Below are 26169 nucleotides of genomic sequence, written 5' to 3' on the forward strand. Positions count from 1 at the left end.
ACAGGTTTCGGCGGGACCGCGACCCTCAGGCCGCCGCCCGGAGGGCGCTCTCCACCCGTCGGCGCAGATCATCCAGGTCGACCCCGGCCTCGGTGAGCACCAGCGCGCCCAGCCCCTGGCCCTCCCTGAGCACCCCGAGCAGGATGTGCTCGGTGCCGATGTGGCGGTGGTGCAGCCGCAGCGCCTCGCGCAGCGACAACTCCAGTGCCTTCTTCGAGCGGGGCGAGAGCGGCCCGCCGAGGTACCGCCGGCGGCCCCAGCGACGGCGCGGTGCCGGCACGGCCTCGCGCAGCGCGTCCGGGCCGAAGGACTGCTCGATCCGAGCCACGATCGCGGCCAGGTCGATGCCGATCTCGCGCAGCGCCGCGGCGTCCGCGTCGCCGAGGCCGGCGCCACCGCTGGCGGTGTGCTGACGGACCCGTTCGCGCAGGTCGTCGGCGCGCACCCCGGCATCGGCCAGCACCCGGCTGGCCAGGCCGCCCTCGTCGGTGAGCAGGGCGAGCAGCAGGTGCTCGGTGCCGACCGGCCGTTGCCCCTCGGCCCGTGCCTCCTCCAGCGCCCGTCGCACCACGCCGCGCGCACGGTCGGTGAACCGTTCGAACATCACGCCTCCCAGGATGGATTGACCGCCGGTCGCCCGGCGTGCTTCTTGTGCACGGCCTGCCGGCTGACCTCGAGCGCGTCGGCGATCTCCTGCCAGGACCAGCCCTGTCGTCGGGCGTTGTCGACCTGGACCACCTCGAGCCGCTCGAGCAACCGGCTCAGCGCGCGGACGGCGCGCAGCCCGACCCGGGGGTCGGTGCTGCCGGCTGCCGCCGCGAGTTCCGTCGCCTGACTCATGCCGTCAACATACGTTGACACCACCGACCGTGTCAACCCTAGTTGACGGCACAGCTCCACACCTGTCCGATCCAGCCCGCCGTCGTGACCACCCGACTACGCTCGGTCAGGGACAGCGTGGTCGTGCCGGGCGCGACGCTCGGGAGGTGATGTCCGATGGCCGCAACCGCCGACGCAGCGGTGCTGGTCGGCCTCGGCTCGGACCGTGACCTTCCGGTCGTCCGGCTGGCCGCACAGGAGGCCGCCGAACACAGCCGGCCGCTGCACGTGCTGCACACCTTCAGCTGGCAGGCTGCCTTCGCGGCGGACACCGTCGCCGCCCCCCGGGACGAGGCCGAGGACCTGATCACCCGAGCCACCCAACTCGCCCACGAGGTCGAGCCGGGGTTGACCGTCCGTGGCGAGATCGTCGAGAGCGCCGCGCTGCCCACGCTGATCCGTCGGTCCGAGGCGGCCTTCCTGCTCGCGGTCGGCGACAGCGGAATGGCCGGCAGCGGCGAGTGCGTCCCGTCCGACACGATCGCCGTGCAGCTCGCCGCGCGGGCGGGCTGCCCGCTGCTGGTGGTGCGCGGCGAACAGGCGCCGGAGGGCCCGGTGCTGGTCGGAGTGGACGGCTCACCCAGTTCGAACCTCGCCCTGGAGTGGGCCCTCGAGTGCGCCGCTCGGCGCCGCGCGCGGGTATTGGCGCTGCGGGTGGTCGAACCCGACGAGGACACCGACGCCATCACCGACGCACTCACCGACGTGCTGGCCCGGTACACCGCCCGTCACGCCGAGATACCGGCCGAGTGCCGCGTCGTCAGGGGCGACCCCGGCCAGGTGCTGGTCGACACGTCCCGCTCGGCGCAGGTGGTGCTCGTCGCCGCCCGTGGCGACGAGCCGGGGCGCGGGATGCTGGGCGCGGTCGCCCAGTCGCTGCTGTACCACTCCCCGGCCCCCGTGATCGTCGTCCGCGGGCTGGCCGAGGCGCCGCTGGCCGGCCCGGAACCAACCGCGCGGCCCTGACCGGAGCGGCCGGCAGCCGCGAGGCCGACGTCGGATGCCCCGCTCCCCTACCTGCGAGAGGCTCAGCATCATGGACACCGCTCTCGGCGCGAACCGTTCGCTGGCCGACACCGAGCTGCGTCGACTGGACGCCTACTGGCGAGCTGCGAACTACCTCACCGTCGGGCAGATCTACCTGCTGGGCAACCCGCTGCTGCGCGAGCCGCTGACCCCCGACGACATCAAGCCTCGGCTGCTCGGTCACTGGGGCACCAGCCCCGGGCTCAACCTCATCTACGCCCACCTCAACCGGGTGATCGTGGCGCGCGACCTGAACGCCATGCTGGTCACCGGCCCCGGGCACGGCGGCCCGGCCATCGTGGCCAACACCTGGCTGGAGGGCACCTGGTCGGAGCGCTACCACGACGTGTCGCGCGACGAGGCCGGCATGGCCCGGCTGTTCCGGCAGTTCTCGTTCCCCGGCGGCATCCCCAGCCACGTGGCGGCGGACGTGCCGGGCTCGATCCACGAGGGCGGCGAGCTGGGGTACGCGTTGAGCCACGCCTACGGCGCCGCCTTCGACCACCCCGACCTGGTGGTGGCCTGCGTGATCGGCGACGGCGAGGCGGAGACCGGGCCACTGGCCGGCAGTTGGCTCTCCACGGTGTTCCTCAACCCGGCCCGGGACGGCGCGGTGCTGCCCATCCTGCACCTCAACGGTTACAAGATCGCCAACCCGACCGTGCTGGCCCGGATCCCCGAGGCGGATCTGCTCGAGATCCTGCACGGCTCGGGCTACCAGCCGTACGTGGTGGCCGGCGACGATCCGACGCAGGTGCACCGCGCCCTCGCCGCGACGCTGGACCGGGCACTGGACGAGATCACCGCGATCCAGCTCGGGGCCCGCTCCGGCGGCGTTGTCGAACGCCCCCGCTGGCCCATGATCGTCCTGCGGACGCCGAAGGGTTGGACCGGCCCGCGCGAGGTCGACGGCACGCGGGTGGAGGGCACCTACCGCGCCCACCAGGTGCCGCTGTCGCAGGTGCGTTCCAACCCCGCGCACCTCGCCGAGCTGGAGCGCTGGCTGCGCAGCTACCGCCCGGAGGAGCTGTTCGATGCCACCGGCGCTCCGGTGGACGAGCTGTGCATGCTGCCGCCGCACGGCGATCGGAGGATGAGCGCCAACCCGGTCACCAACGGCGGGACGGTGCTCCGCGACCTCACCCTTCCCGACTTCCGCGCGTACGGCGTGGACGTCGAGGAGCCGGGCGAGCCGATGGCCGGCGCGACCGGGGTGCTGGGCCCGTGGATCCGGGACGTCATTGCCGCCAACCCGCAGACGTTCCGGCTCTTCGGCCCGGACGAGGTCGCCTCCAACCGGCTGGACGCCGCCTTCGAGGTCACCGACCGGGCCTGGGTGGCCGAGAGGGTGCCCGGTGACGACCACCTCGGACCCGACGGACGGGTGATGGAGGTGCTCTCCGAGCACCTGTGCCAGGGCTGGTTGGAGGGCTACCTACTGACCGGCCGGCACGGCGTCTTCACCAGTTACGAGGCGTTCATCCACATCGTCGACTCGATGCTCAACCAGCATGCCAAGTGGCTGAAGGTGACCCGTGCCATCCCGTGGCGACAGCCCCTCGCCTCGCTGAACTACCTGCTCTCCAGCCACGTCTGGCGGCAGGACCACAACGGCTTCTCCCACCAGGACCCGGGCTTCATCGACCACGTCGTCAACAAGAAGGCAGAGGTGGTCCGGGTCTACCTGCCGCCGGACGCCAACACCCTGCTCGCCACGATGGACCACTGCCTGCGCAGCCGGCAGTACATCAACGTGGTGGTCGCCGGCAAGCAGCCGGCGCCGAACTGGCTGTCGATGACCGAGGCGATCCAACACACACGGCGCGGCCTGGGCATCTGGGAATGGGCCAGCAGCGACGCCGGCAGCGAGCCGGACGTGGTGCTCGCCTGCTGCGGGGACGTGCCCACGCTGGAGGCGCTGGCCGCCGCCGACCTGCTGCGGCGGCACCTGCCGGACCTGCGGGTGCGGCTGGTCAACGTGGTGGACCTGATGCGCCTCCAGCCGGCCAGCGAGCACCCGCACGGCCTGCCCGACAACGAGTTCGACACCATCTTCACCACGGACCGGACGGTCATCTTCGCGTACCACGGCTACCCGTGGCTGATCCACCGACTCACCTACCGCCGCACCAACCACGAGAATCTGCACGTGCGCGGCTACAAGGAGGAGGGCACCACCACCACCCCGTTCGACATGGTGATGCTCAACGACCTGGACCGCTTCCACCTGGTCATCGACGTCATCGACCGGGTGCCCGGCCTGGCGGCCCGCGCCGCGCACCTGCGCCAGCAGATGGTCGACGCCCGGCAGTCGGCACGCGACTACACCCGCCGGTACGGCGAGGACGACCCACAGGTCGCGGAGTGGCGCTGGATCCGGGAAACCGCTCCGACCAACCCCTGAGGAGTACGACGTGCGTGACGCGGAGATCCTGGTCGGCTACGACGGCTCCATCGACGCGTCCGTGGCTCTGGACTGGGCGCTGGACGAGGCCCGGCACAGCGGGCAACCGGTGCGGCTGGCGTACGTCTTCGAATGGTTGACCGTGGCCAGCTGGGTCGGACCGGGCGTGGCGCCCGGCATCTGGCCGGACGACACCGCCCGCCGCCAGGTGGAGGACCTGGTCCGGGACGCCACGGCGCAGGCCGCGGCCGCGCATCCCGGGCTCACCGTCACCGGCGAGGTGTACGACGGGCCACCCGCCCTGATCCTGCAGGAACGATCGGCCGAGGCCGGGCTGCTGGTGCTCGGCAGCCGTGGCCACGGCGGGTTCGGTGGGCTACTGGTCGGATCGACGGCGGTGGCCGTCGCCGCGCACGCGCACTGCCCGGTCGTGGTGGTCCGGGACACGACCGACGGGACCGGGCCGGCTCCCGGCGGGACGACGGCGGCTCCCGGCGGGCGGAGCGGTCCGGTCGCCGTCGGGGTGGACGGCTCCGAGCCGTCGCTGGTGGCGCTCGGCTTCGCGGCCGAACGAGCGGCCGAGCGGCGGGTGCCGCTGCGCGTACTGCACGCGTGGACGCCGGGTCCCGGCGGAGCCGCCGGCGTGCCGGACGAGCGGGCCGCCGTGGAACAGGCGCTGGAGCCGTGGCGCCGGACGTTCCCGGAACTGGCGGTGACCGTCGACCTGGTGGCGGGCAGCCCGGCGGCGATGCTCATCGACGCCGGCCAGGACGCGGCCCTCGTCGTGGTCGGCAGCCGGGGCCGGGGCGGGCTCGCCGGGATGCTGCTCGGCTCGGTCAGCCAACAGCTCATCCAGCACACGCGGTGCCCGGTCGCCGTGGTCCGGGAACGCTGACGCCCACGCCGACCCGGTCGGCGCTCGACGAACCGTCTCAGGCAGCGAGCAGTGCCGCCTCCCGCGCGGGGTCGAGCCCCACCGACCCACGGGCCGGCCGGCCGGCGCGCGGCGGCACCGACCCCACCGAGCGCAGCCAACGCCAGGTGTCGGCGACGGTGTCGGCCACCGGGCGGCAGGTCAGCCCCGCCGCGTACGCCTTCTGCACGCCGCGCTCCTGCAACCACCGGAACTCGTGACCCTCCGGGATCCAGACGGGCAGGTCGTTCCAGGGGACCACGCCAGCGGCAAGGATCGCTTCCGGGTCGGTCCAGTGCAGACGGGCGTCGGAGCCGGTCACCTCGACGACGGTGTCCAGCAGTTCACCCATCGTGGTGTGCCCCGGTCGGCTGATCACGTTGAAGGCGCCACCGACCCCCTCGGCGGCCCGGTCCAGCGTCCACCCGGCCACGTCGCGGACGTCGATGTACTGCACCGGCAGGTCGGCGGGACCGGGTGCGAGCACGTCCCCGCCGCGGGCCATCCGCTCCAGCCACCAGGGCAGCCGACCGATGTCCTCCCCCGGCCCGAGGATCAACCCGGCGCGCACCAGCAACGCCCGCTCGCCGAAGACCTCCGTCGCGGCCGCCTCGCCGCCGGCCTTGCACTCCGCGTAGTCACCCTCGGTGGCGTCGGCGATCCCCTCCACGATGGACGCGTCCTCGCCGGCGTGCGCCGGCACCGGTGGGGCGTAGACCGATCCGCTGGAGATGTAGGCGTAGTGCCGTACCCCACCAACCAGCGCGCGGGCCGCGTCCCGTACCGCCCTAGGCGCGCTGTCCCAGGTGTCGACCACCAGGTCCCACTCGCCGCCCGCCAGCGCCGCCAGGCCGTCGGGCGCGGTCCGGTCACCCCGCAACCGGTGTACGCCGGGCGGAACCGTGCCGTGCATCCCACGGTTGAAAACGGTCACCGACCAGCCCCGGCGTACCGCCTCGGCCACCGTCGCCCCGCCCACGAAACCCGTCCCGCCCAACACCAGCAGTCTCATGCGGTCCACCCTGCCCGGTGGCGGCCATCGGCGGCACCCATGTTCACCAGTAGCGGATCTCCCCACAGCAGAACCGACGCTCCGACGTGACGGGGATCGTCGCGTACCGAGCAGAGGCCGGCATTGCAGGTGTGCACGCTCAGCTCGGGAAGCGCATTGATCTACACGGTGCGTAACCGCGTTGGAAGGAAGAGAAACACAATCCGTGAGGAATGGAGGTGCGGCATCTGCTGACGTCAACCGTTGCTCGCCGCCGTATCGGGCACGGATCGGGCATGCTCGGACGTTGTGTCAGCCACGCCGTCACCGGCGACGGTTCGCCCTCGCAGCCTGGACGGCCCAGACGTTGGCGAGAAGAAGGCCGCCCACTAGTCCAGCAAAGAGTGCGCCTCCCCCACCAGTCATACCGGTCACCTTGAAAAAGATCCAGGCGGCCACGGCAACGACTGCCGAAGTGAAGCCGAGCCCTGCCGGAATCCCCCTGCCGGAAAGCCACCGCTGCATCGCGACGACTATCAATGACAATCCGATCAGCAGACCCGCAAGCAGACACAGCGCCGAGGTGAGGGCATGTGCAGAGCTTGCGGTCACCGCGACCCCGGAAGCGATCACGGTCGGCCTCGCGGTGCTGACCGCTGAGGCGCTGGTCATGGAAGCCCATGCCCACGCCGCCGCGCGCGACGAACGCGCCTGCACCACCTCACTACACCAAGCGGAACAGGCCCTCGACCAGGCCGACCGCAGCAGCGACCCGCAATGGCTCGGCTACTTCGACGAGGCGTACCTGTCAGCCAAGTTCGGCCACTGCTTCCACGCTCTCGGCCACCACCAGCAGGCCGAACGCTTCACCCTCCGCTCGCTGCACATGGACGAGCGCTACGTACGCGGCAAGGCCTTCAACCTCGCCCTGCTCGCCGCCATCCACGCCCACCACGGCGAGCCCGACCGCGCCAGCGCGATCGGTGCCACGGCGCTCACGCTGACCGCCCAACTACGGTCAGCCCGAGCCGTCCGCTACCTACGCGACCTGCAAACCCAGCTCACAGTGCATCGCCGCCGGCCAGCCGTACGTCAGTTCATCACCCGCGTCGACGTGACCCTCGGGCAACGCCGCTGACTAGAGCTCACCCCGGGCTTTACGCGCGACCAGCTCCAACACCGCGATCACCGTGCCGGCCCCCACGATCTCACCCCGGAACACGAGGTCACGCGCTTCCGCCAACGGCATCCAGGCCACCCGCTCGGCCTCGTTGACGTCCACCGGCGATCCGATATGTGTCGCGTCGCGCGCGAGGAACAGCAGATTCTCCGCGTCCGCGGCCGCCACCCAGGGCTGGAACGACAGCAAAGGTTCCACCGCACCCGGACGCCAGCCGGTCTCCTCCTCGACCTCCCGGACCGCACAACTCGCCGGCTGCTCACCGTCGTCGACGTAACCCCCAGGCAGCTCCCACACCCACCGGTCGAACACGAACCGGTGCCGCCACATCAGCAGCAGACGCTCCTGATCGTCAAGCACCGCGACCATGGCTGACCGGGGCGCCCGGATCACGTACTGCGCGAAGCGGACCCCATCCGGCAGTTCCACGTCGGCGATGCTCAACCGCGCCCGCCGGCTGCCGTCCACGACCCGCTCACCATGGATCGTCCACCGCGTCGACCCGGTAACCCACTCCTCCGTCACCCGCCCAGTATCCGACCACTGGCGCGGACCCATTGCCGCGCCGCATCACGACGATTCGGCTCCACCCGCCACCGAACCTCGCCCGGAGATCGGAACCACACGGATGTGCGGCTGCCCGTGTCAGGACCTGCCAACGCGGTTGTGCAACGATGATCGGCATGTCGACTCCACGAAAGGGCAATGCCGCGTAGGCGCCCTGCGCAACTGCGCCGCGACTCCGTCTACCGGCAGCCGCTCGACTCGTCAACCTCGGTCATTCCCTGGCTTTCGACCCGAGGCCTGCAGGCCATCGCCCATCTCGAACGCACCCGCCTCGGGAACCAGGCCGTGTCTGAGGCACTGTGGACCTGGTCCTGGTTCGTCCGCCACCCCTGGCATCGCCTGTGGGACCCGACAACCGGCTGCGGGGTGATGGAGTGCTGCCCGAACCCGCCCGAGCTGCGCTGGATCCTGGACGCTGCCGTCGCGGTCCTACCGTCGCGGGACTCCCGCACCTTCCGTAGGAAGATCGCCGCCCTCGACGAGCTGTGGTGATGCGCGGCCGCGCTGGGGCTTAGTCACCCAGCAATGGCAAGAGGCCACATCCATCGATGGGATGTGGCCTCTGAGCTGGTGGGCGATACTGGGTTTGAACCAGTGACCTCTTCCGTGTCAGGGAAGCGCGCTCCCACTGCGCCAATCGCCCGTGGTGGCCGCCCGTCCGGGCAGCCAGGCCCCGTGGGGCGGATTGCGAGCGGACGACGGGATTCGAACCCGCGACCCTCACCTTGGCAAGGTGATGCGCTACCAGCTGCGCTACGTCCGCACGCCCCCGGCAAGCGCCGGCGACGGGTGGAACTCTACCCGACGCCAAGATCGCCGAATGCCACACCCCGGGGCGGACGCGATTGCACTGGTCGGCACGTCGTCTGCCCCGTGCGGGTCAGCGCATCAGCGTGTTGAGGGTGCCGTAGTCGAGCGCGCCGGCCAGCGCCTCGTACGTTCCGGAGCGGAACGCCTCGTCGGCCGCGCGCCGGGCCACCGTGTAGGCGGCCTCGGCCACCGCCGAGCCCAGGCTCACGCGGGCCACCCCGAGCCGGGCCAGCTCCGGCACCGGCGGCGACCCCACGCCGGCCAGCACGTTCACCGGCGCCGCGATGGCGTCGACCAGCTTGCCGATGGTGGCCGGGTCGGCCACCCCGGGAACGAACACGCCGTCGGCACCGGCGGCCAGATAGGCCGACGCCCGGGCCACCGTCTCGTCGAGGTCCCCGGCCCCGCGCAGGAAGGTGTCGACGCGGGCGTTGACGAACAGCGGCACGTCGGCGGCGACCGCCGCGGCCCGGACCGCGGCGAGCCGGGCGCACTGGTCCTCGACCGGGCGCAGACCGGAGCCGCCGTCGTGCCGCGCGTCCTCGACGTTCACCCCGACCGCACCGGCCGCGAGCACCGCGCGGACGGTGTCACCCACGTCGGCCGCGGTGGCGCCGTACCCGGATTCGATGTCGGCGGTGACGGGCAGCGGCACCGCGGCGGCGACCCTCCGGATCAGGCCGACGGCGGCGTCGCGGCCCAGCACGTCGCCGTCCGGAGCGCCCAGGCTCCACGCCACGCCGGCGCTCGTGGTGGCCACCGCGCGGGCGCCGGCGGCGGCCACGATTCGGGCGCTCGCCACGTCCCAGGCGTTGACGAGGACCAGCGGCGTGCCGGGGCTGTGCAGGGAACGGAAGAGTTCAGCTTGTTCGGTCACGCGGCAAGTCTCCGCAGTCCGCGTTGTTGGCGATACTGTTTCAGTCCCAGCTGAAATCAACCGGGGGCTGCATGGTCGCCATCGGGCTGTCGTCGGGCGCCGTGGCCCGGATCCGCTTCGCCGTCTCCTGCCTGTGGGAGGTGGCCGCCAGCCTGCGCGTGCTGCGCGACCCCGGCGAGCACGCCGTCCACCTGTCGTGGGCGCGCCGGGTCCGGCCCCGGCTGGCCGAGGCCGGGCTGATCGACACGAATGTCGGGCTGCTCTGGCAGTTGGTGCCCGCGGCACCCGCCTACCTTCCGGACTTCCTCACTCCGCCACCCACCGGCCTCACCCCCGATTTGGCCGGCGAGCTGGCCGCGCTGCGCGCCACCCCGCCGAGCGTGGTTCGGGAGCAGCTCGACCTCGGCCCGGGTCGACACGTCGGTGTGCAGGCCGACCTGTACGCCGACCCCCGGGCCGGGCTGCGCCGGCTTGCCGGGGAGGTCGAGGAGTACTGGCGGATCGCCCTGGCACCGGACTGGCCCCGGATCCGGGTGCTGCTCGACGCCGAGGTGTCGGGCCGGGCCCGCCGGCTCGCCGAGGACGGCGCGGGCGGACTGCTCAACGACCTGCACGAACGGGTCCACTGGGAGGGTGACACGCTGCGGATCGTTCAGCGGCACTGCACCGCGCCCGACATGCCGGACGGCCCCGGCCTCGTGCTGGTGCCGTCGGTCTTCGTCTGGCCGTCGGTGCTGAGCGTCTTCGCCGGAGAGGTGCCACAGCTCGCCTATCCGGCGCGCGGGCTCGGCACGCTCTGGGAACGGGCGGCCGCGACCCCCGACGCGCTCGCGGCGGTCCTCGGGCGGGGTCGCGCCCAGTTGCTGACCGAGCTTGCCGCGCCGGTGAGCACCACCGAGTTGGCACGGCGTACCGGGATGTCCCCGGGTGGGGTGTCCCAGCACCTCACCGCGCTGCGCGCGGCCGGGCTGGTGACGACCCGCCGACAGGGTCGGATGCTGCTCAGCGCACGTACCGATCTGGCCGACGCGTTGGTGTCCGCCGCCGGCTGACGCGCCGTGGGTCGGTGCTGGCCGTGGCGAGCGGAACACCAGGTGTCTCTCGAGCGGTTCGGAGCAGCCACCACGTTCCACTCGTGTGCAACACCTGGCGGTGAAACGACGGAAGGCCCGTCACCCGGAGGTGACGAGCCTTCCTGCTGGTGGGCGATACTGGGTTTGAACCAGTGACCTCTTCCGTGTCAAGGAAGCGCGCTCCCACTGCGCCAATCGCCCGTGCTTGTTACCGAGGTGGGGACGGGATTTGAACCCGCGTACACGGCTTTGCAGGCCGTTGCCTCGCCTCTCGGCCACCCCACCGAGGTTGCCCCCGTCACACGTGGCGGCAGCTCCGAGCGGACGACGGGATTCGAACCCGCGACCCTCACCTTGGCAAGGTGATGCGCTACCAGCTGCGCTACGTCCGCACGCCCCCGGCGTTACCGGGTGACGGATGAGAACTTTAGCCGAGGCGGCGAACGACTGCCAACTCGGGGTCACCTCGGCGCGTCCCCGCCCGCGCCCGGCCGGCGTCGGGGCAACCACCACGACGGGCGGCGGGGTCCACACCACGACCGGCCGGCTTCCTAGGGGGCTGGCCTGGTAGCTCGGCGGCCGTCACACTCCGGCGTCGGCTCGGCGTCCCCGCCGCCCGCTGGCCGCAGCTGCCCGGGGGGCTTCGCGGCGGGTCGACGGGTGCCGACGGACCTCGAACAACACCCCCAGGAGAACGACGAACGCCACCCTCAGGAAGTGTCCGGCTTCCGACTGTCGCATCGCGGATCACACGGTGGCGGTAACTGTTCGTGTTCAGTCGGATGGGCTACGGTAACGGTCGTGACGAGACGTGCGGCCGAGATCCGCCTGGATGCCCTGCTGCGCACCGCCTGTGACGTGATCGTGGAACGCGGTCTGGCCAACACCCGGACGGCGGACGTGGCACAGGCCGCCGGCGTCAGTCAGGCGCTGGTCTTCTACCACTTCGCCACCAAGGAACGGTTGCTGGCGCAGGCGTTCGCGTACGCCGTCGAACAGGATCTGGCCCGGTTGGACGTGGTGACCCGTTCGTCGGCCCCGCCGCTGACCAAGCTCCGCCGGATCCTCAAGCTCTACACCCCGGCCGGGCGGGCCACCTCCTGGTCGATGTGGATCGACGGCTGGTCGGAGTCACTGCGTACCCCTGAACTGGAGAAGGTCTCGCGCCGGCTCGACCTGCGGTGGCGGCAGGACCTGGCCGCGGTCATCTCGGCCGGCGTCGCCGACGGCACCTTCCAGTGCGCCGACCCGGACGGGGCCGCCTGGCGGATCAGCGCGGTGATGGACGGCCTCGCCGTGCAGCTCGCCGTGCACGACCGGGTGATCTCCCGACGGCAGTTCGGCGAGTGGGTCCGGCTCGTCACCACCCGGGAACTCGGCCTGGACCCGAGCGACCTGGACTGACGGCGAGGCTGGCCGGGTCGGGAGGCCGGACGGGGCAAAACGGCTCGGCCCGCCGCGCCGGCCGGAACAATCGTTGCCATGGACCTGCTGGAGGCGTACCGCCGGAGCCTGGCCGAGTTCGTCGACCGGGTTGCCCAGGTCGGACCCGGTCAGTGGTCCGAACCGACGCCCTGCCCTGACTGGGACGTGCGCACGCTGGTCAACCATATGGTGAGCGAGGACCGGTGGAGCGTGCCGCTGCTCGCCGGCCGGACCCTCGACGAGGTCGGCAGCCGGTTCGACGGCGACGTGCTCGGTTCCGACCCGGCCACCGCGGCGCGGGAGGCGGCCGCCCAGGCCGAGATCGCCGCCATCCATCCCGGTGCGGTCGACCGCACCGTGCACCTCTCCGCCGGCGACACCCCGGCCGAGGAGTACCTGCGGCAACTCCTCGCCGAGCACCTGGTGCACGGCTGGGACGTCGCGGTGGCGATCGGGGTCGACCCGCGGCTGGACCCCGACGCGGTGAGCGCCTGCGCCCGATGGTTCGCCGGCCGGGTCGGCGACTACCGGCGCGGCGGCCTCATCCAGCCGCAGATGCGGGTGCCCGCCGACGCCGACGAGCAGGACCACCTGCTGGCGGCCTTCGGTCGCGACCCGGAGTGGGCGCCAGCTAGCTGAGCGTACGGGCGCCGACGGCGCCGTATCTCCCGGCGCGACCGGTCACATCTGGCTGCCCGGTGGCGTGCGAACAGCCGACGGCCGGTCACCGGTGACCGGATCGACCCCCGGCCGGGCTATCTCGATCCGTCGGCGCGTCCGAGGCCCAGGGCCTTGCCGCCACACCGGCCGACTGATATCCACAGATGCGCATGCGTCACCGCGCTGCATCGGTCGGCGGCCGCCGACCATCCCGCTCCCACGAGGAGGTCCCGTGCCACAACCGGAGTGGTCACCCCCGATGAGCCGGCGTCGACGCCGGCTCATCGCCATCCTGGCGACGACCGCGACGGTCGCCGCGCTGCTCCCCACCGGCGCGAGCACCGCGGCCCCGGTCGGCGGCGCCCCGTCCGCCGAACGCCGGTCCGGTCCGTTCGCCGAGGGGCACCAGCACGCCGACGTCGACAACCGCACCGGCACGGCGGCACCGGACGCACGGCAGCGCGGACTCGCCCGCGCAGCCGACCCCGACGTGCGGTGGAACCGGCTCGGCACCCCGCAGGCGCTCGGCCCCGGCCGTACCCCGCTCGCCACCGGGTTGCCCGCCGACCCCGAGGCCGCGGCCCGCGCCTACCTGGCCGCCAACCGCGACCTGTTCGGAATGGACACCGCCGCGGCGGCCAGCCTGGAGCGGGTGCTGGTCCGGCCGATCGGCAGCGGCGCCGTGGTCACCCTTCGGCAGCGCTTCGGTGACCTGCCGGCCGGGCCGGACGGCCTGGTCACCATCGCGGTCTCCGGCGGCGCGGTGCTCTCGGTCAGCTCCTCACTGGCCCGCGACAGCGGCGCACCCGCGCCGGCCACCCGCACCGCCGAGCAGGCGTACGCCTCGGCGCTCGCCGACGCCAAGCTGGACGCCGCCGCGGTGGTCAGTCACAGCGTGCGCGCGGTGGCCGTGCCCACCCCGCTGGACGGGCCGCGGGCCGCCCACGAGGTGACCCTGATCGGCGCCGACAGCGACCACCCGGCCGCGTTCACCACCTACGTGGACGGGATCACCGGGCAGGTGCTGGTCCGCGAGGACCTGGTCGACTTCGACTCGGACAACCCGAGCTGGGCGGTCTTCCCGGCCAGCCCGCCCCGCGACCTCGCCCCCGGGCCGGACCCCCGGGTGCGCTGGTGCGGCGACCCCGCGCCGGGCTGCCAGGCCGCCTTCCGCGACCCGGCCAGCGGCCAGCCGTGGGACGTCGACCTGGCCACCGGCACCCCGACGTTCACCTCGCGCGGCAACTCGGCCAACACGGTGCTCTCCTGGGGCGCGGGCAACCCGATCGTGCCGGCCACTCCCAGCCCGGACCGCCGCTACGAGTACCCGTTCACCGACCAGTGGCACCAGGCCCGGTGCAACCCGGAGGTGTTCACGTCTACGCAGCGCAACGACGCCGACGCCGCCATCGCCAATCTCTTCGCCATGCACAACCGGATGCACGACTGGGCGTACCAGTTGGGCTTCACCGAGTCGGCGTGGAACCTGCAGGCGGTCAACCTCACCCCGGCGGGTCTGGGCGGTGACGCCGAGCAGGGCCGCGCCCAGCAGGGCGCGCTGACCGGCAACCGGAACAACGCCAACCAGGGCACCCCGCGCGACGGGTTGCCGCCGACCACCAACATGTACCTGTGGCAGCCGCAGGCCGGCGGACCGTACCCGCCGTGCGTGGACGGCGACTACGACATGACGGTGATCGGTCACGAGTACACCCACGCCATCAGCAACCGGATGATCGCCGGCCCGGACAGCGGGATCGGCGGCCACCAGGGCGGGGCGATGGGCGAGTCGTGGAGCGATCTGCTCGCCGCCGAGTACCTCTTCCAGAACGGGCTACGGGCCCCCGGCGAGACGCCCTTCGTCATCGGCGGGTACGTCACCGGCAACCAGGTCAGCGGCATCCGCAACTACGACCTGAGCCGCAGCCCGTTGAACTACTCCGACGTCGGCTACAACACCGCTGGCCCCGCCGTGCACTCCGACGGGGAGATCTGGGGCGCCACCAACTTCCGGGTCCGCTCCGCCCTGGTCAAGCGGTACGGCCTCGGCACCCCGCAGCGTCAACTGGAGTGCGCGCAGGGGAAGGTCGCCGCCGACAAATGCCCCGGCAACCGGCGCTGGTCGCAGCTGGTCTTCGACTCGTTCCTCCTCCAGGCGGCCAGCCAGGTCAGCATGCTCGACATGCGGGACAACATGCTCACCGCCGATCTGCTCCGCTTCGGTGGCGCCAACCAGGACCTGATCTGGGCCGAGTTCGCCCGCTCCGGGATGGGCCGGGACGCCGCCACCAACGGCGCCGCCGACACCGACCCGACGCCGAGCTTCGCCTCACCACTCGGCGGCAACGCGACGCTCACCCTGCGCCCGCGAGGGGACAGCGCCGAGGCGCCGATCCGGGTGTACGTCGGCGCGTACGAGGCGCGGGCGACGCCGATCGCGGACACCGACCCGGCGACGCCGATCCCGGACACCGTCGAGCTGGTGGCCGGCACGTACGACCTGCTCGCGGTGGCGCCCGGCTTCGGGCACCAGCGGCTCAGCACGGTCGCCAAGGCCGATCAGGACGGGTACGTGGACCTGCGGTTGAGCCGCAACCTCGCGTCCACGACATCCGGTGCCACCGTCACCGGTGACGGGGTCAACCTGGACCGGGTCGCCGACGACACCGAGGCCACCAACTGGGCCTCGCTGGACGGGGTGACCGGTCGACAGCTCACCGTGGCGTTGCCCGGGGGCACCGCCCAGGTGGTCAAGCGGGTGAATGTCAGCGCCATGCTGCGCCCGGCGATCGTCGGGGACGCCGACACCGGCAGCCAGAACGCGCTCAGCGCGCTGCGCTCGTTCGCGGTGTCGGCCTGCAACGCGACGACCACCGACTGCGCGGACCCGACGCGCTGGCAACGGATCTACACCAGTGCGGGCGACGCGTTCCCCGGTGGGGCGTACCGGGCGTACAGCCGGGACATCAACCTCCGGACGTTCGCGGTGCCCACCACGCTCGCCACCCACCTACGGTTGGAGGTGCTGGCCAGCCAGTGCACCGGCGGCCCGTACTACGCCGGTGAGCAGGACGACGACCCGGCGACGACGACGGACTGCGCGACCGCCAGTCCGGCCCGGGCCCAGGTCAGGATCGCCGAGTTCCAGGCGTTCTCGAAGTGACACCGTCGGGGCCGGCGGTCCTCCGCCGGCCCCGACACCCCCGATTCCCCGATCAGCGGCGGGCCGGTCGCTCCCACAGCCGGTCCACCGGTGGGTCGTCGGCGTCGACGGTCGCGGCCCGGGTCAGGTGCCGCAGCCGCAGCAGCAACCCCATTCCGAGCGAGAGCAGCAGCCCGCCGAGCAGGAACGCGGCCTGCACCGCACCGAATCCACCGGACTGCGAGACCGGGCGGCCGGCCGCCGGCGGCACGGCGTCGATCGGTCGGTCGCCGACCGGCTCCGCGCTCTCGTCGCCGTCAGGCGTGCCGGCCGGGTCGCTGGGCTGCGCCGGTGTTCCGGTCGGCTCCGCGGACCGGCTCGGGGTGCCACCCACCCCCACCACCGAGCGGGTGGCGGTCTGCCGGGCGAGCAGGCGGGAGTTGGCGTCGTACGCCTCGGCGGCGAGAGTGATCCGTCCCTGGCCGACGTTGTCGGCGAAGGCCAACCGGTACCGGGCCGTGACCGTGCGGTCCGGGCAGAGCGTGCCCGGGTCGAGCTGCCGGTCGGTCAGCCGGGCGACGTCGCCGCCGGTCCGGATCTCCAGAGGGAAGTCCCCGCTGTCCTCCACCCGATCCATCTTCACCTGGTCGAGCTGGATGCCCTGCACGCTGAGCACCATCGACCAGCGCACCTTCACGCACCCGCCGCGCCGGTCGGTCCGGGAGACCACGGCGGACAGCGTGCGCGCCTGGTCGCCGGCGGTGAACCGGGCCGGCAGCCCGCTCAGCTCGGTGGTGAACGCCGCCTGAGCCGGACCGGCCATCGCCAGCTCCACCCCGCTCAGACAGGCCAGCACCACCCCTACCCGCAGCGCATACCGCCACACCGTCATCACCGCCGCCCTCCGTTCGGTCGCCTCCAGGCCACAACGCTAGGAGCGGGGCGTCGGCCCGACCAGACGGGTGTGTTCGCACCGGACAGCAAGGACAGGGCCGGTTTTCACCGACGGTGGTGAACCGGTCACCGCTCCCCCGCGACACGCCGGAAGTCGGCCGCTGGGACAATCAGTGCCGTGTCCGAGCTATCCAGTACGTTCGTCCGGCTGCACGCCCGGCTGGCCCCGGTCGCCTTCGTACCCGAGGTTCAGCTGCACCAGGCCGACGAACCGATCGGGCTGTGGGAGCTGACCGAGGGCGAGTTCTCCACCGACCGGCCGCCGCCGTTCTGGGCGTTCGCCTGGGCCGGCGGGCAGGCGCTCGCCCGCTACGTGACCGACCACCCGGAGCTGGTCGCCGGCCGCCGGGTGCTCGACCTCGCCTCCGGTTCCGGCCTGGTGGCCATCGCCGCCGCCCGCGCCGGCGCGGAGTCGGTCCGGGCCGTCGAGGTGGACGAGCTGGCGGTCGCGGCGGTCGCGCTCAACGCCGAGGCCAACGGGGTACGCGTCGACGCCGAGTTCGGCGACATCCTCGACGGCGACGCCGGGGACGCTGAGGTGGTGCTCGCCGGGGACGTCTTCTACAGCGAGGCGATGGCCCGCCGGGTCCTGCGGTTCCTGCTCCGCGCCGCCCGGGCCGGCGCACCGGCCCTGGTCGGTGACCCCGGCCGGGCGTTCCTGCCCCGGGACCGCTTCGACGAGATGGCGGCCTACGACGTGCCGGTGCCGGAGGCGCTGGAGAGCGTCCGGGTGAAGCGCACCACCGTCTGGAGGTTGCGGGCGGGGCTGCCGGGGGCCTCCAGCTAGCGTGTCCGGGTGCTGTTCCGCAGCTGGGCGCAGGTGGCCGACCCCGCATGGCCGGACGTGGCCCGGGTGCCGGACCACGTCGGCGGCACCCACCTGGTCGTCACCCGGCACGCGCTGGTCCGTCAGGTCCTCGCCGACCCGCTCACCTACCGGCCGGACAACGCGCTGGACGCGGTGACACCGATGCCGGTGACCGCGCTGCGGGTGCTCGCCGGGCACCGGTTCCGACTGCCACCGACCCTGGCCAACAACTCGGGCGCCAGCCATCCGCAGATCCGGGCGATCGTCGCGGACGCGTTGCACCCCGCCCGGGTCGCCGCGCAGCGGCCCTGGCTCACCGCGCTGGTCCGGGAACGGGTCGCCCGGCTCGGCGCCACGCTCGACGCCGGGAAACCGGTCGACCTGTACGCGGACCTCACCGCCGACCTGCCGCTGCTGGTGCTGGCCCGGCTGGTCGAGCTGCCGGACGCGCTCGTCGGAACGGTCAAGGAGTTCGCCCGCGCCGCGCTGGAGTTGTTCTGGGCACCGCTGGACGCTGACCGGCAGCTGGCACTGGCCGCCGAGGTGGGCCGGTTCCACCGCGTACTGCGCGACGTCGCGGCCAGCGGCGGCGGGCTGGCCGCCGACCTGCGCGCGGCCGGGCACGCGCCGGACGTGGTGGTCGGCGCGCTCTTCTTCCTGCTGGTGGCCGGGCAGGAGACGACCTCGCAGTTCCTCACCCTGCTGCTGCACCGGTTGGCCGGCGAGCCGGCGGTGCTTGCCGGCCTGCGCACCGGCGACGTCGCGGTGGCCGACGTGGTGGAGGAGGGACTGCGGCTGGAGCCGCCCATCGTGACCTGGCGGCGGGTCGCGGCGACGGACAGCACGCTGGGCGCAACCGTGGTGCCGGCGGGCACCAGCCTCGTGTTGTGGCTGGGCCGTGCCGGGCGGGACCCGGCGGTCGTCGAGGCGCCCGACGAGTTCCGCCCGGGCCAGCGCGGATCGCGTCGGCACCTGGCGTTCGGGGCGGGCGCCCACCGCTGCGTCGGCGATGTGCTGGCCCGGATGGAGGCGGCCGTGGTGGTGGCCGAGGCCACGCCGCTGCTGGACGGGGTGCGGGTGATCCGCCCGCCCTGGTGCCCGGACAATCTGACCTTCCGGATGCCGGACGCGTTCGTCGTCCGCCGTCATTCGGGAGCAGGGGGCTGACCAAACTGACCGCACCTCGGTAGGTTTCCGGGCGTGTCAGCGACCCCTACGCGTCGGATCCTCGCCGTCGTCCCACTTCTGGCCCTGCTCGCGCTGAGTGCCTGCACAGTCGGTCCCGCGTTGCACGCCCGACGGATCACCACGGACCAGCCGATTCCGTACGTCCCGTTCCCCACGCCGTCGACCTCGCCGTCCGCGACGGCGAGGCCCGCCCCCGGAAGCCTGGAGTGGTACCTGTCCCAGGTGCCGACCTTCCCCGACGCGCCACCGCCACAACCGGTGCACCTGCCGGCCACCGGTACGGCCGCGTTCTGGCACCGCCTGCCGACCGACCAGAAGGTCGCCTTCATCACCATCGACGACGGTGGGCTGGCCCGCCCGCCCGCGGTGATCGACTTCATCTGGGAGGCGCGCATCCCGGTCACGATGTTCCTGAACTCGCCAGCGGCGCAGGAGCACCCCGACTACTTCCGGCAGATCGAGGCGGTCGGCGGGATCGTCGAGAACCACACGATCACGCACACCTCGTTGGCCGGCCGGTCGTACGCCTACCAGAGGCAGGAGATCTGTGGCGCGGCCGACAGGCTGGAGGCGCTGTTCGGCAAGCGACCGACGCTGTTCCGCCCCCCGTTCGGCGACCATGACACCACCACGCTGCAGGCCGCACACGACTGCGGCTCGAAGGCGGTCCTGCACTGGTCCGAGACCGTCCACGAGGGCGTGGTGCGCTACCAGACCCCGGAGAAGGTGGTACGCCCCGGCGACGTGCTGCTCATGCACTTCCGGCCGGCGCTCATGGACGACCTGCTCGCGGCGCTGAAGGCGATCCACCGGGCCGGGCTCACCCCGGCACTGCTCACCGACTACATAAGGTGATCGCCCTGCCGCCGGCATGACGAAAGTCAGGGTCGGTCGGTGCCGTTCGGGCGCGGCGCAGCAATGAGCCGCGCGCCTAGCGTCAGCACATGATCACATTACGTGGGTTGACGAAACGGTTCGGGGCGACCGTCGCGGTCGACGCCCTGACCGTCGACGTCGCGCCCGGCCGGGTCACCGGCTTCCTCGGCCCGAACGGCGCCGGCAAGTCCACCACCATGCGCATGATCCTCGGCCTGGACCGGCCCACAGCCGGTCAGGCGCTCGTCGGCGGTCGGGCGTACCGGGAGCTGCGGCGGCCGCTGTACGAGGTGGGCGCACTACTCGACGCGCGGGCCATCCACCCCGCCCGGTCCGGCCGGGCGCACCTGCTCGCCATGGCCCGCAGCAACGGCATTCCGGCCCGCCGGGTGGACGAGGTGCTCGACAGCGTCGGCCTGGACGGGCGCGCAGCGGCCAAGCCCGGCCGGACCCTCTCCCTCGGCATGGGTCAGCGGCTCGGCATCGCCGGCGCGCTGCTCGGCGACCCGCCGGTGCTGATGTTCGACGAACCCGTCAACGGCCTCGACCCGGACGGGGTGCGCTGGGTCCGGCAGCTGATGCGCTCACTCGCCGAGCAGGGCCGGACCGTCTTCGTCTCCAGCCATCTGATGAGCGAGATGCAGCTCACCGCCGACCAACTCGTGGTGATCGGCCGCGGACGGCTGCTCGCCGACGCGCCGATCGACGACGTGATCGCCGGCAGCACGGTCGCCGTCCGGGTCCGCAGTCCGCACCCGGAGGGGCTGGCCGCCCTCGCCGCGCGCCTCGCCGCGACCGGCGCCACCGTCGAACCGGCCGGCCCCGACGAGCTGACCGTGACCGGGAGCACCGCGGATCGGATCGGCGACCTGGCGTACGAGTCGGGTCTCCGGTTGCACGAGCTGAGCCCGCACGCCGCGTCGCTGGAGAAGGCGTTCATGGAGTTGACCGCCGGCAGCGTCGAGTACGCCAGCGGCCCGAACGGGAGTGGAGCACGATGAGCACCGACACCAGACCGGACACCCGTCCCGCCCCGGCCGCCCTGCGCGGCGCGGTGGCCGCCGAGTGGACCAAACTGTTCTCGGTGCGTACCACCTGGTGGACGGCACTGGCCGCGCTGCTGCTGATGGTCGCGAGCGCCGGCCAGCTCGCCATCTACGCGGCCAACGACAACACCAACGACGACCCACTCGACGACCGCGGAATCGTCACCGTCGGCAGCGTGCTGATCGGCTCGGTCGAGCTGACCCAGTACGCCGTACTGGCGCTGGGCCTGTTGGCCATCACCGCGGAGTTCACCAGCGGCACCATCCGTACGACCCTGCAGTGCACCCCGTCGCGCGGTCGGGCGCTGCTGGCCAAGGCCGCGGTGGCCGGTGCCGTCACCTTCGCCCTCGGGCTGCTGCTCGGCACCGTCGGCGCCCTGGTCGCGCGGCCCGTGCTCGGCGAGTGGGGCAGCGCGCCCATCGCCGGCACGATCGGCGACATCGCAGCGGTGGCGACCTACCTGGCGCTGGTCGGTGTGTTCGCGCTGGGCCTCGGCACGGCACTACGCAGTGCGGTGCTCACCCTCACCGTGCTCTTCGCCACCCTGATGATCGTGCCGTTGTCGCTTCAGCAGCCGGACATCGCCGTGCTGAACCGGATCGCCGACGTGTTCCCCGGCGTGGCCGGTGGGCACTTCCTGGCCGGCGACACCGAGCCGTACCCGGGCGCGGTCGGGCTGCTGCTGCTCGCCGGCTGGGCCGGCGCGGCACTGCTGCTGGGCCGGGCCGCGCTCCGCCGCCGGGACGCCTGAGGAGGTCAGCGGGGGCCGACCGGCCCCCGCTCACCCCTCGACCAGCCCCGCCTCGTAGGCGATGATCGCCGCCTGCACCCGGTTACGCACGTCCAACCGGGTGAAGATGCTGGTCAGGTAGCTCTTCACGGTGCCCTCCACGAGGTGCAGCCGGCGAGCGATCTCGGCGTTGGACAGCCCCGCCCCGACCAGCGCCAGCACCTCCCGTTCCCGCTCGGTCAGCCCCGCCGCCCGGTCGCGTGCGGCGGGCCGGCGGGACAACCGCCCGGCACCCAGCTCGATCACCCGGCGGGCCACCCGCGGCGACAGGTACGCCCCACCGTCGGCGACCGCGTGCACCCCGGCGATCAGCTCGCGCGGATCGCCGGCCTTCAGCAGGAACCCGCTGGCGCCGTGACCGAGCGCCCGGACCACGTGGTCGTCCTCGCCGAAGGTCGTCAGCATGACCGTCGCCGTCTCCGGCGCCACCCCGCGGATCTCGGCGGCGGCGGCCAACCCGTCCAGCCGAGGCATCCGGATGTCCAGCAACGCCACCCGGGGGCGGTGCGCGCGGACCAGCTCCACCGCTGCCCGCCCGTCGCCGGCCTCGGCGACCACCTCGATGCCCGGGTCGGCGGCGAGGATGGCCCGGACGCCGGCCCGGATCATCGCCTCGTCGTCGGCGAGGACCACCCGGATCGGCGCGGCTGCCGAGGTGTGCGTGTCCATCAGGTGATCCGATCCTTGTCGACCAGTCGGCCGTCGGTGAAGCACAGCCGCCAGGTCGGCTGGGCGAGCGGGAAGTTGCCGTCGGTGTAGAACTCGCAGCCGGGCTCCTCCGCGCCGGTCGGCGGGGCGACCTGTCGGCGGGGTAACCCCGCCAGGTCGGCGCGCGCCGTGCCGGGCCGCATCCGATCGAACGCCTGCTCGTCCAGCACCGTGCCGGCCGTGGCGAACGGGTAGTAGACCAGCGACAGGGCCAGCGCCAGCCCGACCGGTGCGGCGAGCGCGGTCAGCAGGCTACGTCGTACCCGACGCCGGGCAGCACTCAACCGCCGCTCGGCATCGGCCGGCCACCCCACCGCGCCGCCGTCCGTGCCGTGGCCGAACGGATCGCCGCCGGTCACCTCGCCGGCGGCGGCGGACGCGGCCGGCCACGGCCCGGCGGCCGCTCCAGCGGCCGGCCACCGCCCGGCGACGGCTCCAGCGGCCGGCCACGGCCCGGCGGTGGCTCCGGCGGCCGGATCGGTCGCCAGCGGCAACCGGGCCCGTACCGCGAAGCCGCCGTCCGGGCGCGGGCCGGCGTCCAGGACGCCACCGGCCAGCCGGACCCGCTCGGCGAGGGCGAGCAGACCACTGCCGGAGGACGGCTTGCTGGGCAGCGGTCCGGCCGGTGGTGGTCCGTTGCGCACCTTCACCTCGACCCCGCCCTCGGAGGCAGCGAGGGTGACGGTGACCGGGGCGCCGGGGGCGTACCGGGCAGCATTGGTGAGCGCTTCGCGGACCACCCGGTGCGCGGCTGGGCCGGTCATGCCGGGCAGGTCGACGACACCGGGCGGCGCGTCCATCCGGATCGTCATGCCGGCCTCCCGAGCACCGTCCACGAGGTCGGCGACGGACTCCCCGGTCGGCCGCAACCCGGCGGAGCCACCCTCCTCCCGGAGCACACCGATGATGGCGTGCAGCCGTTCGGTGGCACCGGCCACGCTGGCCCGCAGCTCCCCCACCGCCGCCCGGTGCCTCGGGTCGAGGTCGTCGGCGAGCTCCAGCGCGGCGGCGCGCAACGCGATCAGACTGAGGTCGTGGCCGAGCGAGTCGTGCATCTCCTCGGCTATCCGGGCGCGCTCGCGCAGCCGGATCCGCGCGGCGGCACCGCGTTGCTCGCGCGCCAGCGCGTCGGCGTGCCGGCGACCGGCTTCGGCCAGATCCCGCTGCTGTCGGCGGTACCGGCCGACCAGCCACGGGAACACCCCGGCGAAGAGCAGCACCGAGGCGAGCAGGAACCAGGTGGCCGCTCCGGTGCCGAGCAGCCAGAGGTTCAGCACCGTGCCACCGACCGCGATCACGCCGAACAGGACGGCCGCCGGGGCTGCCCTGACGCTGCGCCGCCCGCTCAGGTAGCTGAACACCGGAATGGCGAAGACGAAGTTGCCGTCGACCAGCGACCCCAGCACCACCAGCGACAGGCCGACCAGCGGACGACGCCGGCCCAGCGCCACCGCCACCGCCAGCAGTACCAGTCCACCGAGCAGCAACGCCAGGCTGCGCCCGGAGTACGGCGGGGTCAGCTTCGCGAACCCGATCGGAGCAGCGAGCGCCGCCCAGAGCAGCGCGTCCGCCAGCACCGTCGGCCGCGTCACGCCCGACGGCCACCTCGGGATCCCCACGGCGGCCAGGCTACCCACGCCCGACGTGGTCGGACACCGACGAAAGTCAGGTGGTCAGGCGATCTCCTCGGCCCAGGCCCGCCAGTCGTCGAGCACCCCGTGCAGGGCCGGGGTGAGCCAGCCGGGGGCCGAGCGCCGGAACACGCCCGGGTCCATCGCACCCGCGCCGTCCGGCACGGCGCCGAGCAGGTTCGGCACCAGGTCGGTGAGGTTGGTCCAGTGCACCAGCTCCGGCGTCGACGGCCAGGCTCCGATCACCACGCCGGCCGGCACCGCCCGCCGGTCCAGCGCCTCCAGGGTCAACGCCGTGTGGTTGAGCGTGCCCAACCCGGCGCGCGCGACCACCACCGCGGGAGCGCCGAGCGACACCGCCAGATCGGCCAACGTCCACGGCTCGCCGGACGGGCGCAGCCCCATCGGGACCAGCAGCCCACCGGCGCCCTCGACCAGCACCAGGTCGTGCTTGTCGGTCTCGTCGCGGACGGCGTCCACGGCGGCGTACAGCTCCAACGGCGGCAGGTCGGCGACCCGGGCGGCGGCGAGCGGGGCGAGCGGGTCCGGGTAACTCGCCAGCGTGCGGCCGGTGAGCGGCGCGGCCAGCCGGGTGATCGCGTCCACGTCGCCGGGTTCACCGCTGGCCGTACCCGTCTGGCCGGGTTTGACCACGGCCACCCGCAGACCGGCGGCCTGCGCGGCGGCGGCGATCGCCGCGGTGACGACCGTCTTGCCAACCTCGGTGTCGGTGCCGGTCACGAGCACCGCGCCGCGCCACGCGCCGGTAACCGCGCTCATGGTGCGCACTCCACGATGACGTCCAGCGCCCGCTCGAAATCCGCCCGGGGCACCCCTGCGCCGACGGTGAGGCGCAGCCGGGAGCGGCTGTCCGGGGTGGACGGCGGCCGGAAGCAACCCACCGCGACGCCCCGGTCCCGGCAGTCGGCGGCCCAGGTGGTCGCCGCCTCGGGCCCGGGGGCGGTCACCGAGATCACTGCCGCGTCCGGCGCGGAGACGGTCAACCCGGCGGTACGCAACCGCGCGACCGCCAGCGCCACCCGGTCGGCCAGGTCGGCGCGCAGATGGTCGCCGGTCCGGGCCAGCCGCAGCGCGGCGTGCACGCCGGCGGCGACCGCCGGCGGCAGCGCGGTGTCGAAGATGAACGTGCGCCCGGTCTCGACCAGGTGCCGGACGAACTCGGCCGGGCCGGCGACCACCCCGCCCGCGCCGCCGAGCGCCTTGGACAGGGTGGCGGTGACGACCACGTCCGGTTCGCCGGCCAGCCCGGCGGCGGCCACCGCGCCGGCGCCGGCGGGACCGGTCACGCCGAGCGCGTGCGCGTCGTCGACCAGCAGGAGTGCGCCGTGGCGGCGGGCCACCGCGTGCACCTCGGCCAGCGGGGCGAGGTCGCCGTCGACCGAGAACACCGACTCGGTGACCACCACCGCCGGGCGGCCCGGGGCCTTGGCAAGGGCCGCGGCAACCGCGGTCACGTCCGCGTGCGGCGTCACCACGGTCTCGGCGCCGGAGATCCGGCAGCCGTCGATCAGGGACGCGTGGTTGTGCGCGTCGGAGACGAGCAGCGTCCGGGGCTGGACGACGGCCCGCAGCGCTCCGAGGTTGGCGAGGTAGCCGGAGGAGAAGACGAGGGACCTGTCGGTGCCCAGCCACTGCGCCAGCTCGACCTCTAGCGCGTCGTGGGCGTCGGTGGAGCCGCGCACCAGCCGCGAACCGGTGGCCCCCAGGCCGTACGCCGACAATGCCGCCGCGGCCGCGCCGACGACGTCCGGGTGCGTGGCCAGGCCCAGGTAGTCGTTGCCGGCCAGGTCGGTCATCCCGTCACCGGCGGGACGCGGGCGCAGCCGTCGGGTCAGCCCGGCCTTCGCCCGCAGCTCCGCGCGGCGGTCGAGCGCCGCCAGCCAGTCCGCCACCGTCACCCCTTCGCCGCCGTCCGGGCCGGTCACCCCGACACCCGCCGGGCGAAATTACCACCTGCCACCACCGGCCCGACGAGTCCATCCGGTGGCGCGCTTGACGTGAACCGCGCTTCAGCTTCGAGGCTGGCCCGATGCGACGACTGCTGCGTACCTTTCGAGCCCGGCGTGGTCGGGCGGTCACGCCCGACTGGCGGGCGGCTGCCCTGCTGCTCGCCGCCGCCGACCCGGCCCGACCACCCGGCGAGCGAACATTGCTCGCGGCGGAGTCGGCCGGCCGGCAGGCCGTTTCGGCTGACCGGGG

The 26169-nt window shown here is 73.3% G+C and carries 23 protein-coding genes, 5 tRNA genes and 1 pseudogene; 14 read left to right on the top strand and 15 right to left on the bottom strand.

The genetic code is table 11. The annotated features are described in order from the left end of the window. Nucleotides 1-25: 25 nt before the first annotated feature. Both ACLJN9_RS16875 and ACLJN9_RS16880 read right to left on the bottom strand, forming a co-directional pair. Nucleotides 26-604, bottom strand: a complete 579-nt coding sequence (locus ACLJN9_RS16875; RefSeq protein WP_410812482.1) for a Clp protease N-terminal domain-containing protein — start codon at nt 602-604, stop codon at nt 26-28. Next, on the bottom strand, nt 604-840 hold the full coding sequence (locus ACLJN9_RS16880; RefSeq protein ID WP_410812298.1) for a helix-turn-helix domain-containing protein: 237 nt from the start codon (nt 838-840) through the stop codon (nt 604-606). Before ACLJN9_RS16880 ends, ACLJN9_RS16875 begins: the two co-directional genes overlap by 1 nt. A gap of 156 nt (nt 841-996) precedes the next feature. Between ACLJN9_RS16880 and ACLJN9_RS16885 the strand changes: the two genes are divergently transcribed. The 3 genes from ACLJN9_RS16885 (at nt 997) to ACLJN9_RS16895 (ending at nt 5204) form a co-directional block, all read left to right on the top strand. Further along, nucleotides 997-1845 carry a universal stress protein gene (locus ACLJN9_RS16885; protein ID WP_410812299.1) on the top strand — a complete coding sequence of 283 codons (849 nt, stop codon included), beginning with the start codon at nt 997-999 and terminating at the stop codon, nt 1843-1845. Between the two features lie 70 nt (nt 1846-1915). Continuing rightward, complete coding sequence (locus ACLJN9_RS16890; protein WP_410812300.1) at nt 1916-4309, top strand: phosphoketolase; 2394 nt, start codon at nt 1916-1918, stop codon at nt 4307-4309. Between the two features lie 10 nt (nt 4310-4319). Next, nucleotides 4320-5204: a universal stress protein gene (locus tag ACLJN9_RS16895; RefSeq protein WP_410812301.1), complete on the top strand. Its 885-nt coding sequence runs from the start codon at nt 4320-4322 to the stop codon at nt 5202-5204. Between the two features lie 37 nt (nt 5205-5241). Here ACLJN9_RS16895 and ACLJN9_RS16900 read toward each other — a convergent pair whose 3' ends face one another. Then, a complete protein-coding gene (locus tag ACLJN9_RS16900) occupies nt 5242-6234 on the bottom strand; it encodes an NAD-dependent epimerase/dehydratase family protein (protein ID WP_410812302.1) in 993 nt (330 codons plus the stop codon). A 610-nt stretch (nt 6235-6844) separates the two neighbouring features. Here ACLJN9_RS16900 and ACLJN9_RS16905 point away from each other — a divergent pair. Continuing rightward, nucleotides 6845-7351, top strand: a pseudogene (locus tag ACLJN9_RS16905) (XRE family transcriptional regulator); the annotation flags it as partial. On the opposite strand, the gene ACLJN9_RS16910 reads toward ACLJN9_RS16905, so the two are convergent. After that, nucleotides 7352-7918: an NUDIX hydrolase gene (locus tag ACLJN9_RS16910; RefSeq protein WP_410812303.1), complete on the bottom strand. Its 567-nt coding sequence runs from the start codon at nt 7916-7918 to the stop codon at nt 7352-7354. 327 nt (nt 7919-8245) lie between these two features. Here ACLJN9_RS16910 and ACLJN9_RS16915 point away from each other — a divergent pair, with 327 nt between their 5' ends. Further along, on the top strand, nt 8246-8452 hold the full coding sequence (locus tag ACLJN9_RS16915) for a hypothetical protein (protein ID WP_410812304.1): 207 nt from the start codon (nt 8246-8248) through the stop codon (nt 8450-8452). Nucleotides 8453-8528: 76 nt separating this feature from the next. Here ACLJN9_RS16915 and ACLJN9_RS16920 read toward each other — a convergent pair. The 3 genes from ACLJN9_RS16920 to ACLJN9_RS16930 form a co-directional block, all read right to left on the bottom strand. Further along, a tRNA-Val gene (locus ACLJN9_RS16920) sits at nt 8529-8603 on the bottom strand. A 47-nt stretch (nt 8604-8650) separates the two neighbouring features. Continuing rightward, nucleotides 8651-8723 (bottom strand) — tRNA-Gly (locus ACLJN9_RS16925). A gap of 117 nt (nt 8724-8840) precedes the next feature. After that, nucleotides 8841-9647 carry an isocitrate lyase/phosphoenolpyruvate mutase family protein gene (locus tag ACLJN9_RS16930; RefSeq protein WP_410812305.1) on the bottom strand — a complete coding sequence of 269 codons (807 nt, stop codon included), beginning with the start codon at nt 9645-9647 and terminating at the stop codon, nt 8841-8843. Nucleotides 9648-9718: 71 nt separating this feature from the next. Here ACLJN9_RS16930 and ACLJN9_RS16935 point away from each other — a divergent pair, with 71 nt between their 5' ends. Further along, nucleotides 9719-10699, top strand: coding sequence for a helix-turn-helix domain-containing protein (locus tag ACLJN9_RS16935; protein WP_410812306.1), 981 nt, complete (start codon nt 9719-9721; stop codon nt 10697-10699). A gap of 147 nt (nt 10700-10846) precedes the next feature. Here ACLJN9_RS16935 and ACLJN9_RS16940 read toward each other — a convergent pair. The 3 genes from ACLJN9_RS16940 to ACLJN9_RS16950 form a co-directional block, all read right to left on the bottom strand. Then, nucleotides 10847-10921, bottom strand: a tRNA-Val gene (locus ACLJN9_RS16940). 13 nt (nt 10922-10934) lie between these two features. Then, nucleotides 10935-11005 (bottom strand) — tRNA-Cys (locus ACLJN9_RS16945). 34 nt (nt 11006-11039) lie between these two features. Continuing rightward, a tRNA-Gly gene (locus ACLJN9_RS16950) sits at nt 11040-11112 on the bottom strand. 409 nt (nt 11113-11521) lie between these two features. On the opposite strand from ACLJN9_RS16950, the gene ACLJN9_RS16955 reads away from it, so the two are divergent. The 3 genes from ACLJN9_RS16955 (at nt 11522) to ACLJN9_RS16965 (ending at nt 15968) form a co-directional block, all read left to right on the top strand. Continuing rightward, the gene (locus tag ACLJN9_RS16955) at nt 11522-12124 is read left to right on the top strand and encodes a TetR/AcrR family transcriptional regulator (RefSeq protein ID WP_410812307.1); all 603 of its coding nucleotides are present in this window, start codon (nt 11522-11524) and stop codon (nt 12122-12124) included. Nucleotides 12125-12202: 78 nt separating this feature from the next. Beyond that, the gene (locus tag ACLJN9_RS16960) at nt 12203-12784 is read left to right on the top strand and encodes a TIGR03086 family metal-binding protein (protein ID WP_410812308.1); all 582 of its coding nucleotides are present in this window, start codon (nt 12203-12205) and stop codon (nt 12782-12784) included. A 253-nt stretch (nt 12785-13037) separates the two neighbouring features. Then, a complete protein-coding gene (locus tag ACLJN9_RS16965; protein WP_410812309.1) occupies nt 13038-15968 on the top strand; it encodes a M36 family metallopeptidase in 2931 nt (976 codons plus the stop codon). 52 nt (nt 15969-16020) lie between these two features. On the opposite strand, the gene ACLJN9_RS16970 is transcribed toward ACLJN9_RS16965, so the two are convergent. After that, entirely contained in the window at nt 16021-16839 is an 819-nt protein-coding gene (locus ACLJN9_RS16970) for a hypothetical protein (protein ID WP_410812310.1), read from the bottom strand. Nucleotides 16840-17019: 180 nt separating this feature from the next. Between ACLJN9_RS16970 and ACLJN9_RS16975 the strand changes: the two genes are divergently transcribed. The 5 genes from ACLJN9_RS16975 (at nt 17020) to ACLJN9_RS16995 (ending at nt 21571) form a co-directional block, all read left to right on the top strand. Beyond that, nucleotides 17020-17688, top strand: a complete 669-nt coding sequence (locus tag ACLJN9_RS16975; RefSeq protein WP_410812311.1) for a class I SAM-dependent methyltransferase — start codon at nt 17020-17022, stop codon at nt 17686-17688. A gap of 9 nt (nt 17689-17697) precedes the next feature. Continuing rightward, nucleotides 17698-18876, top strand: a complete 1179-nt coding sequence (locus ACLJN9_RS16980) for a cytochrome P450 (RefSeq protein ID WP_410812313.1) — start codon at nt 17698-17700, stop codon at nt 18874-18876. Between the two features lie 33 nt (nt 18877-18909). Further along, the gene (locus ACLJN9_RS16985; protein WP_410812314.1) at nt 18910-19752 is read left to right on the top strand and encodes a polysaccharide deacetylase family protein; all 843 of its coding nucleotides are present in this window, start codon (nt 18910-18912) and stop codon (nt 19750-19752) included. Between the two features lie 89 nt (nt 19753-19841). Further along, nucleotides 19842-20774 carry an ABC transporter ATP-binding protein gene (locus ACLJN9_RS16990; RefSeq protein WP_410812315.1) on the top strand — a complete coding sequence of 311 codons (933 nt, stop codon included), beginning with the start codon at nt 19842-19844 and terminating at the stop codon, nt 20772-20774. Beyond that, nucleotides 20771-21571 (top strand): ABC transporter permease, encoded by an 801-nt coding sequence (locus ACLJN9_RS16995; protein ID WP_410812317.1) that lies wholly within the window; start codon nt 20771-20773, stop codon nt 21569-21571. The genes ACLJN9_RS16990 and ACLJN9_RS16995 overlap by 4 nt, the downstream gene beginning before the upstream one ends. A gap of 30 nt (nt 21572-21601) precedes the next feature. On the opposite strand, the gene ACLJN9_RS17000 is transcribed toward ACLJN9_RS16995, so the two are convergent. From ACLJN9_RS17000 to ACLJN9_RS17015, 4 genes are read right to left on the bottom strand one after another with little or no spacing between them, the layout of a single operon-like run. After that, nucleotides 21602-22279, bottom strand: a complete 678-nt coding sequence (locus tag ACLJN9_RS17000; protein WP_410812318.1) for a response regulator — start codon at nt 22277-22279, stop codon at nt 21602-21604. Then, nucleotides 22279-23937 carry a sensor histidine kinase gene (locus tag ACLJN9_RS17005; RefSeq protein WP_410812319.1) on the bottom strand — a complete coding sequence of 553 codons (1659 nt, stop codon included), beginning with the start codon at nt 23935-23937 and terminating at the stop codon, nt 22279-22281. Before ACLJN9_RS17005 ends, ACLJN9_RS17000 begins: the two co-directional genes overlap by 1 nt. A 54-nt stretch (nt 23938-23991) precedes the next feature. Continuing rightward, nucleotides 23992-24729 (bottom strand): dethiobiotin synthase, encoded by a 738-nt coding sequence (gene bioD, locus ACLJN9_RS17010; protein ID WP_410812320.1) that lies wholly within the window; start codon nt 24727-24729, stop codon nt 23992-23994. Further along, nucleotides 24726-25862, bottom strand: coding sequence for an 8-amino-7-oxononanoate synthase (locus ACLJN9_RS17015; RefSeq protein ID WP_410812483.1), 1137 nt, complete (start codon nt 25860-25862; stop codon nt 24726-24728). The genes bioD and ACLJN9_RS17015 overlap by 4 nt, the downstream gene beginning before the upstream one ends. Nucleotides 25863-26169: the final 307 nt, after the last annotated feature.

The sequence above is a fragment of the Micromonospora sp. 067-2 genome (assembly GCF_046549295.1).
In the GTDB taxonomy this organism is placed as follows: Bacteria; Actinomycetota; Actinomycetes; order Mycobacteriales; family Micromonosporaceae; genus Micromonospora.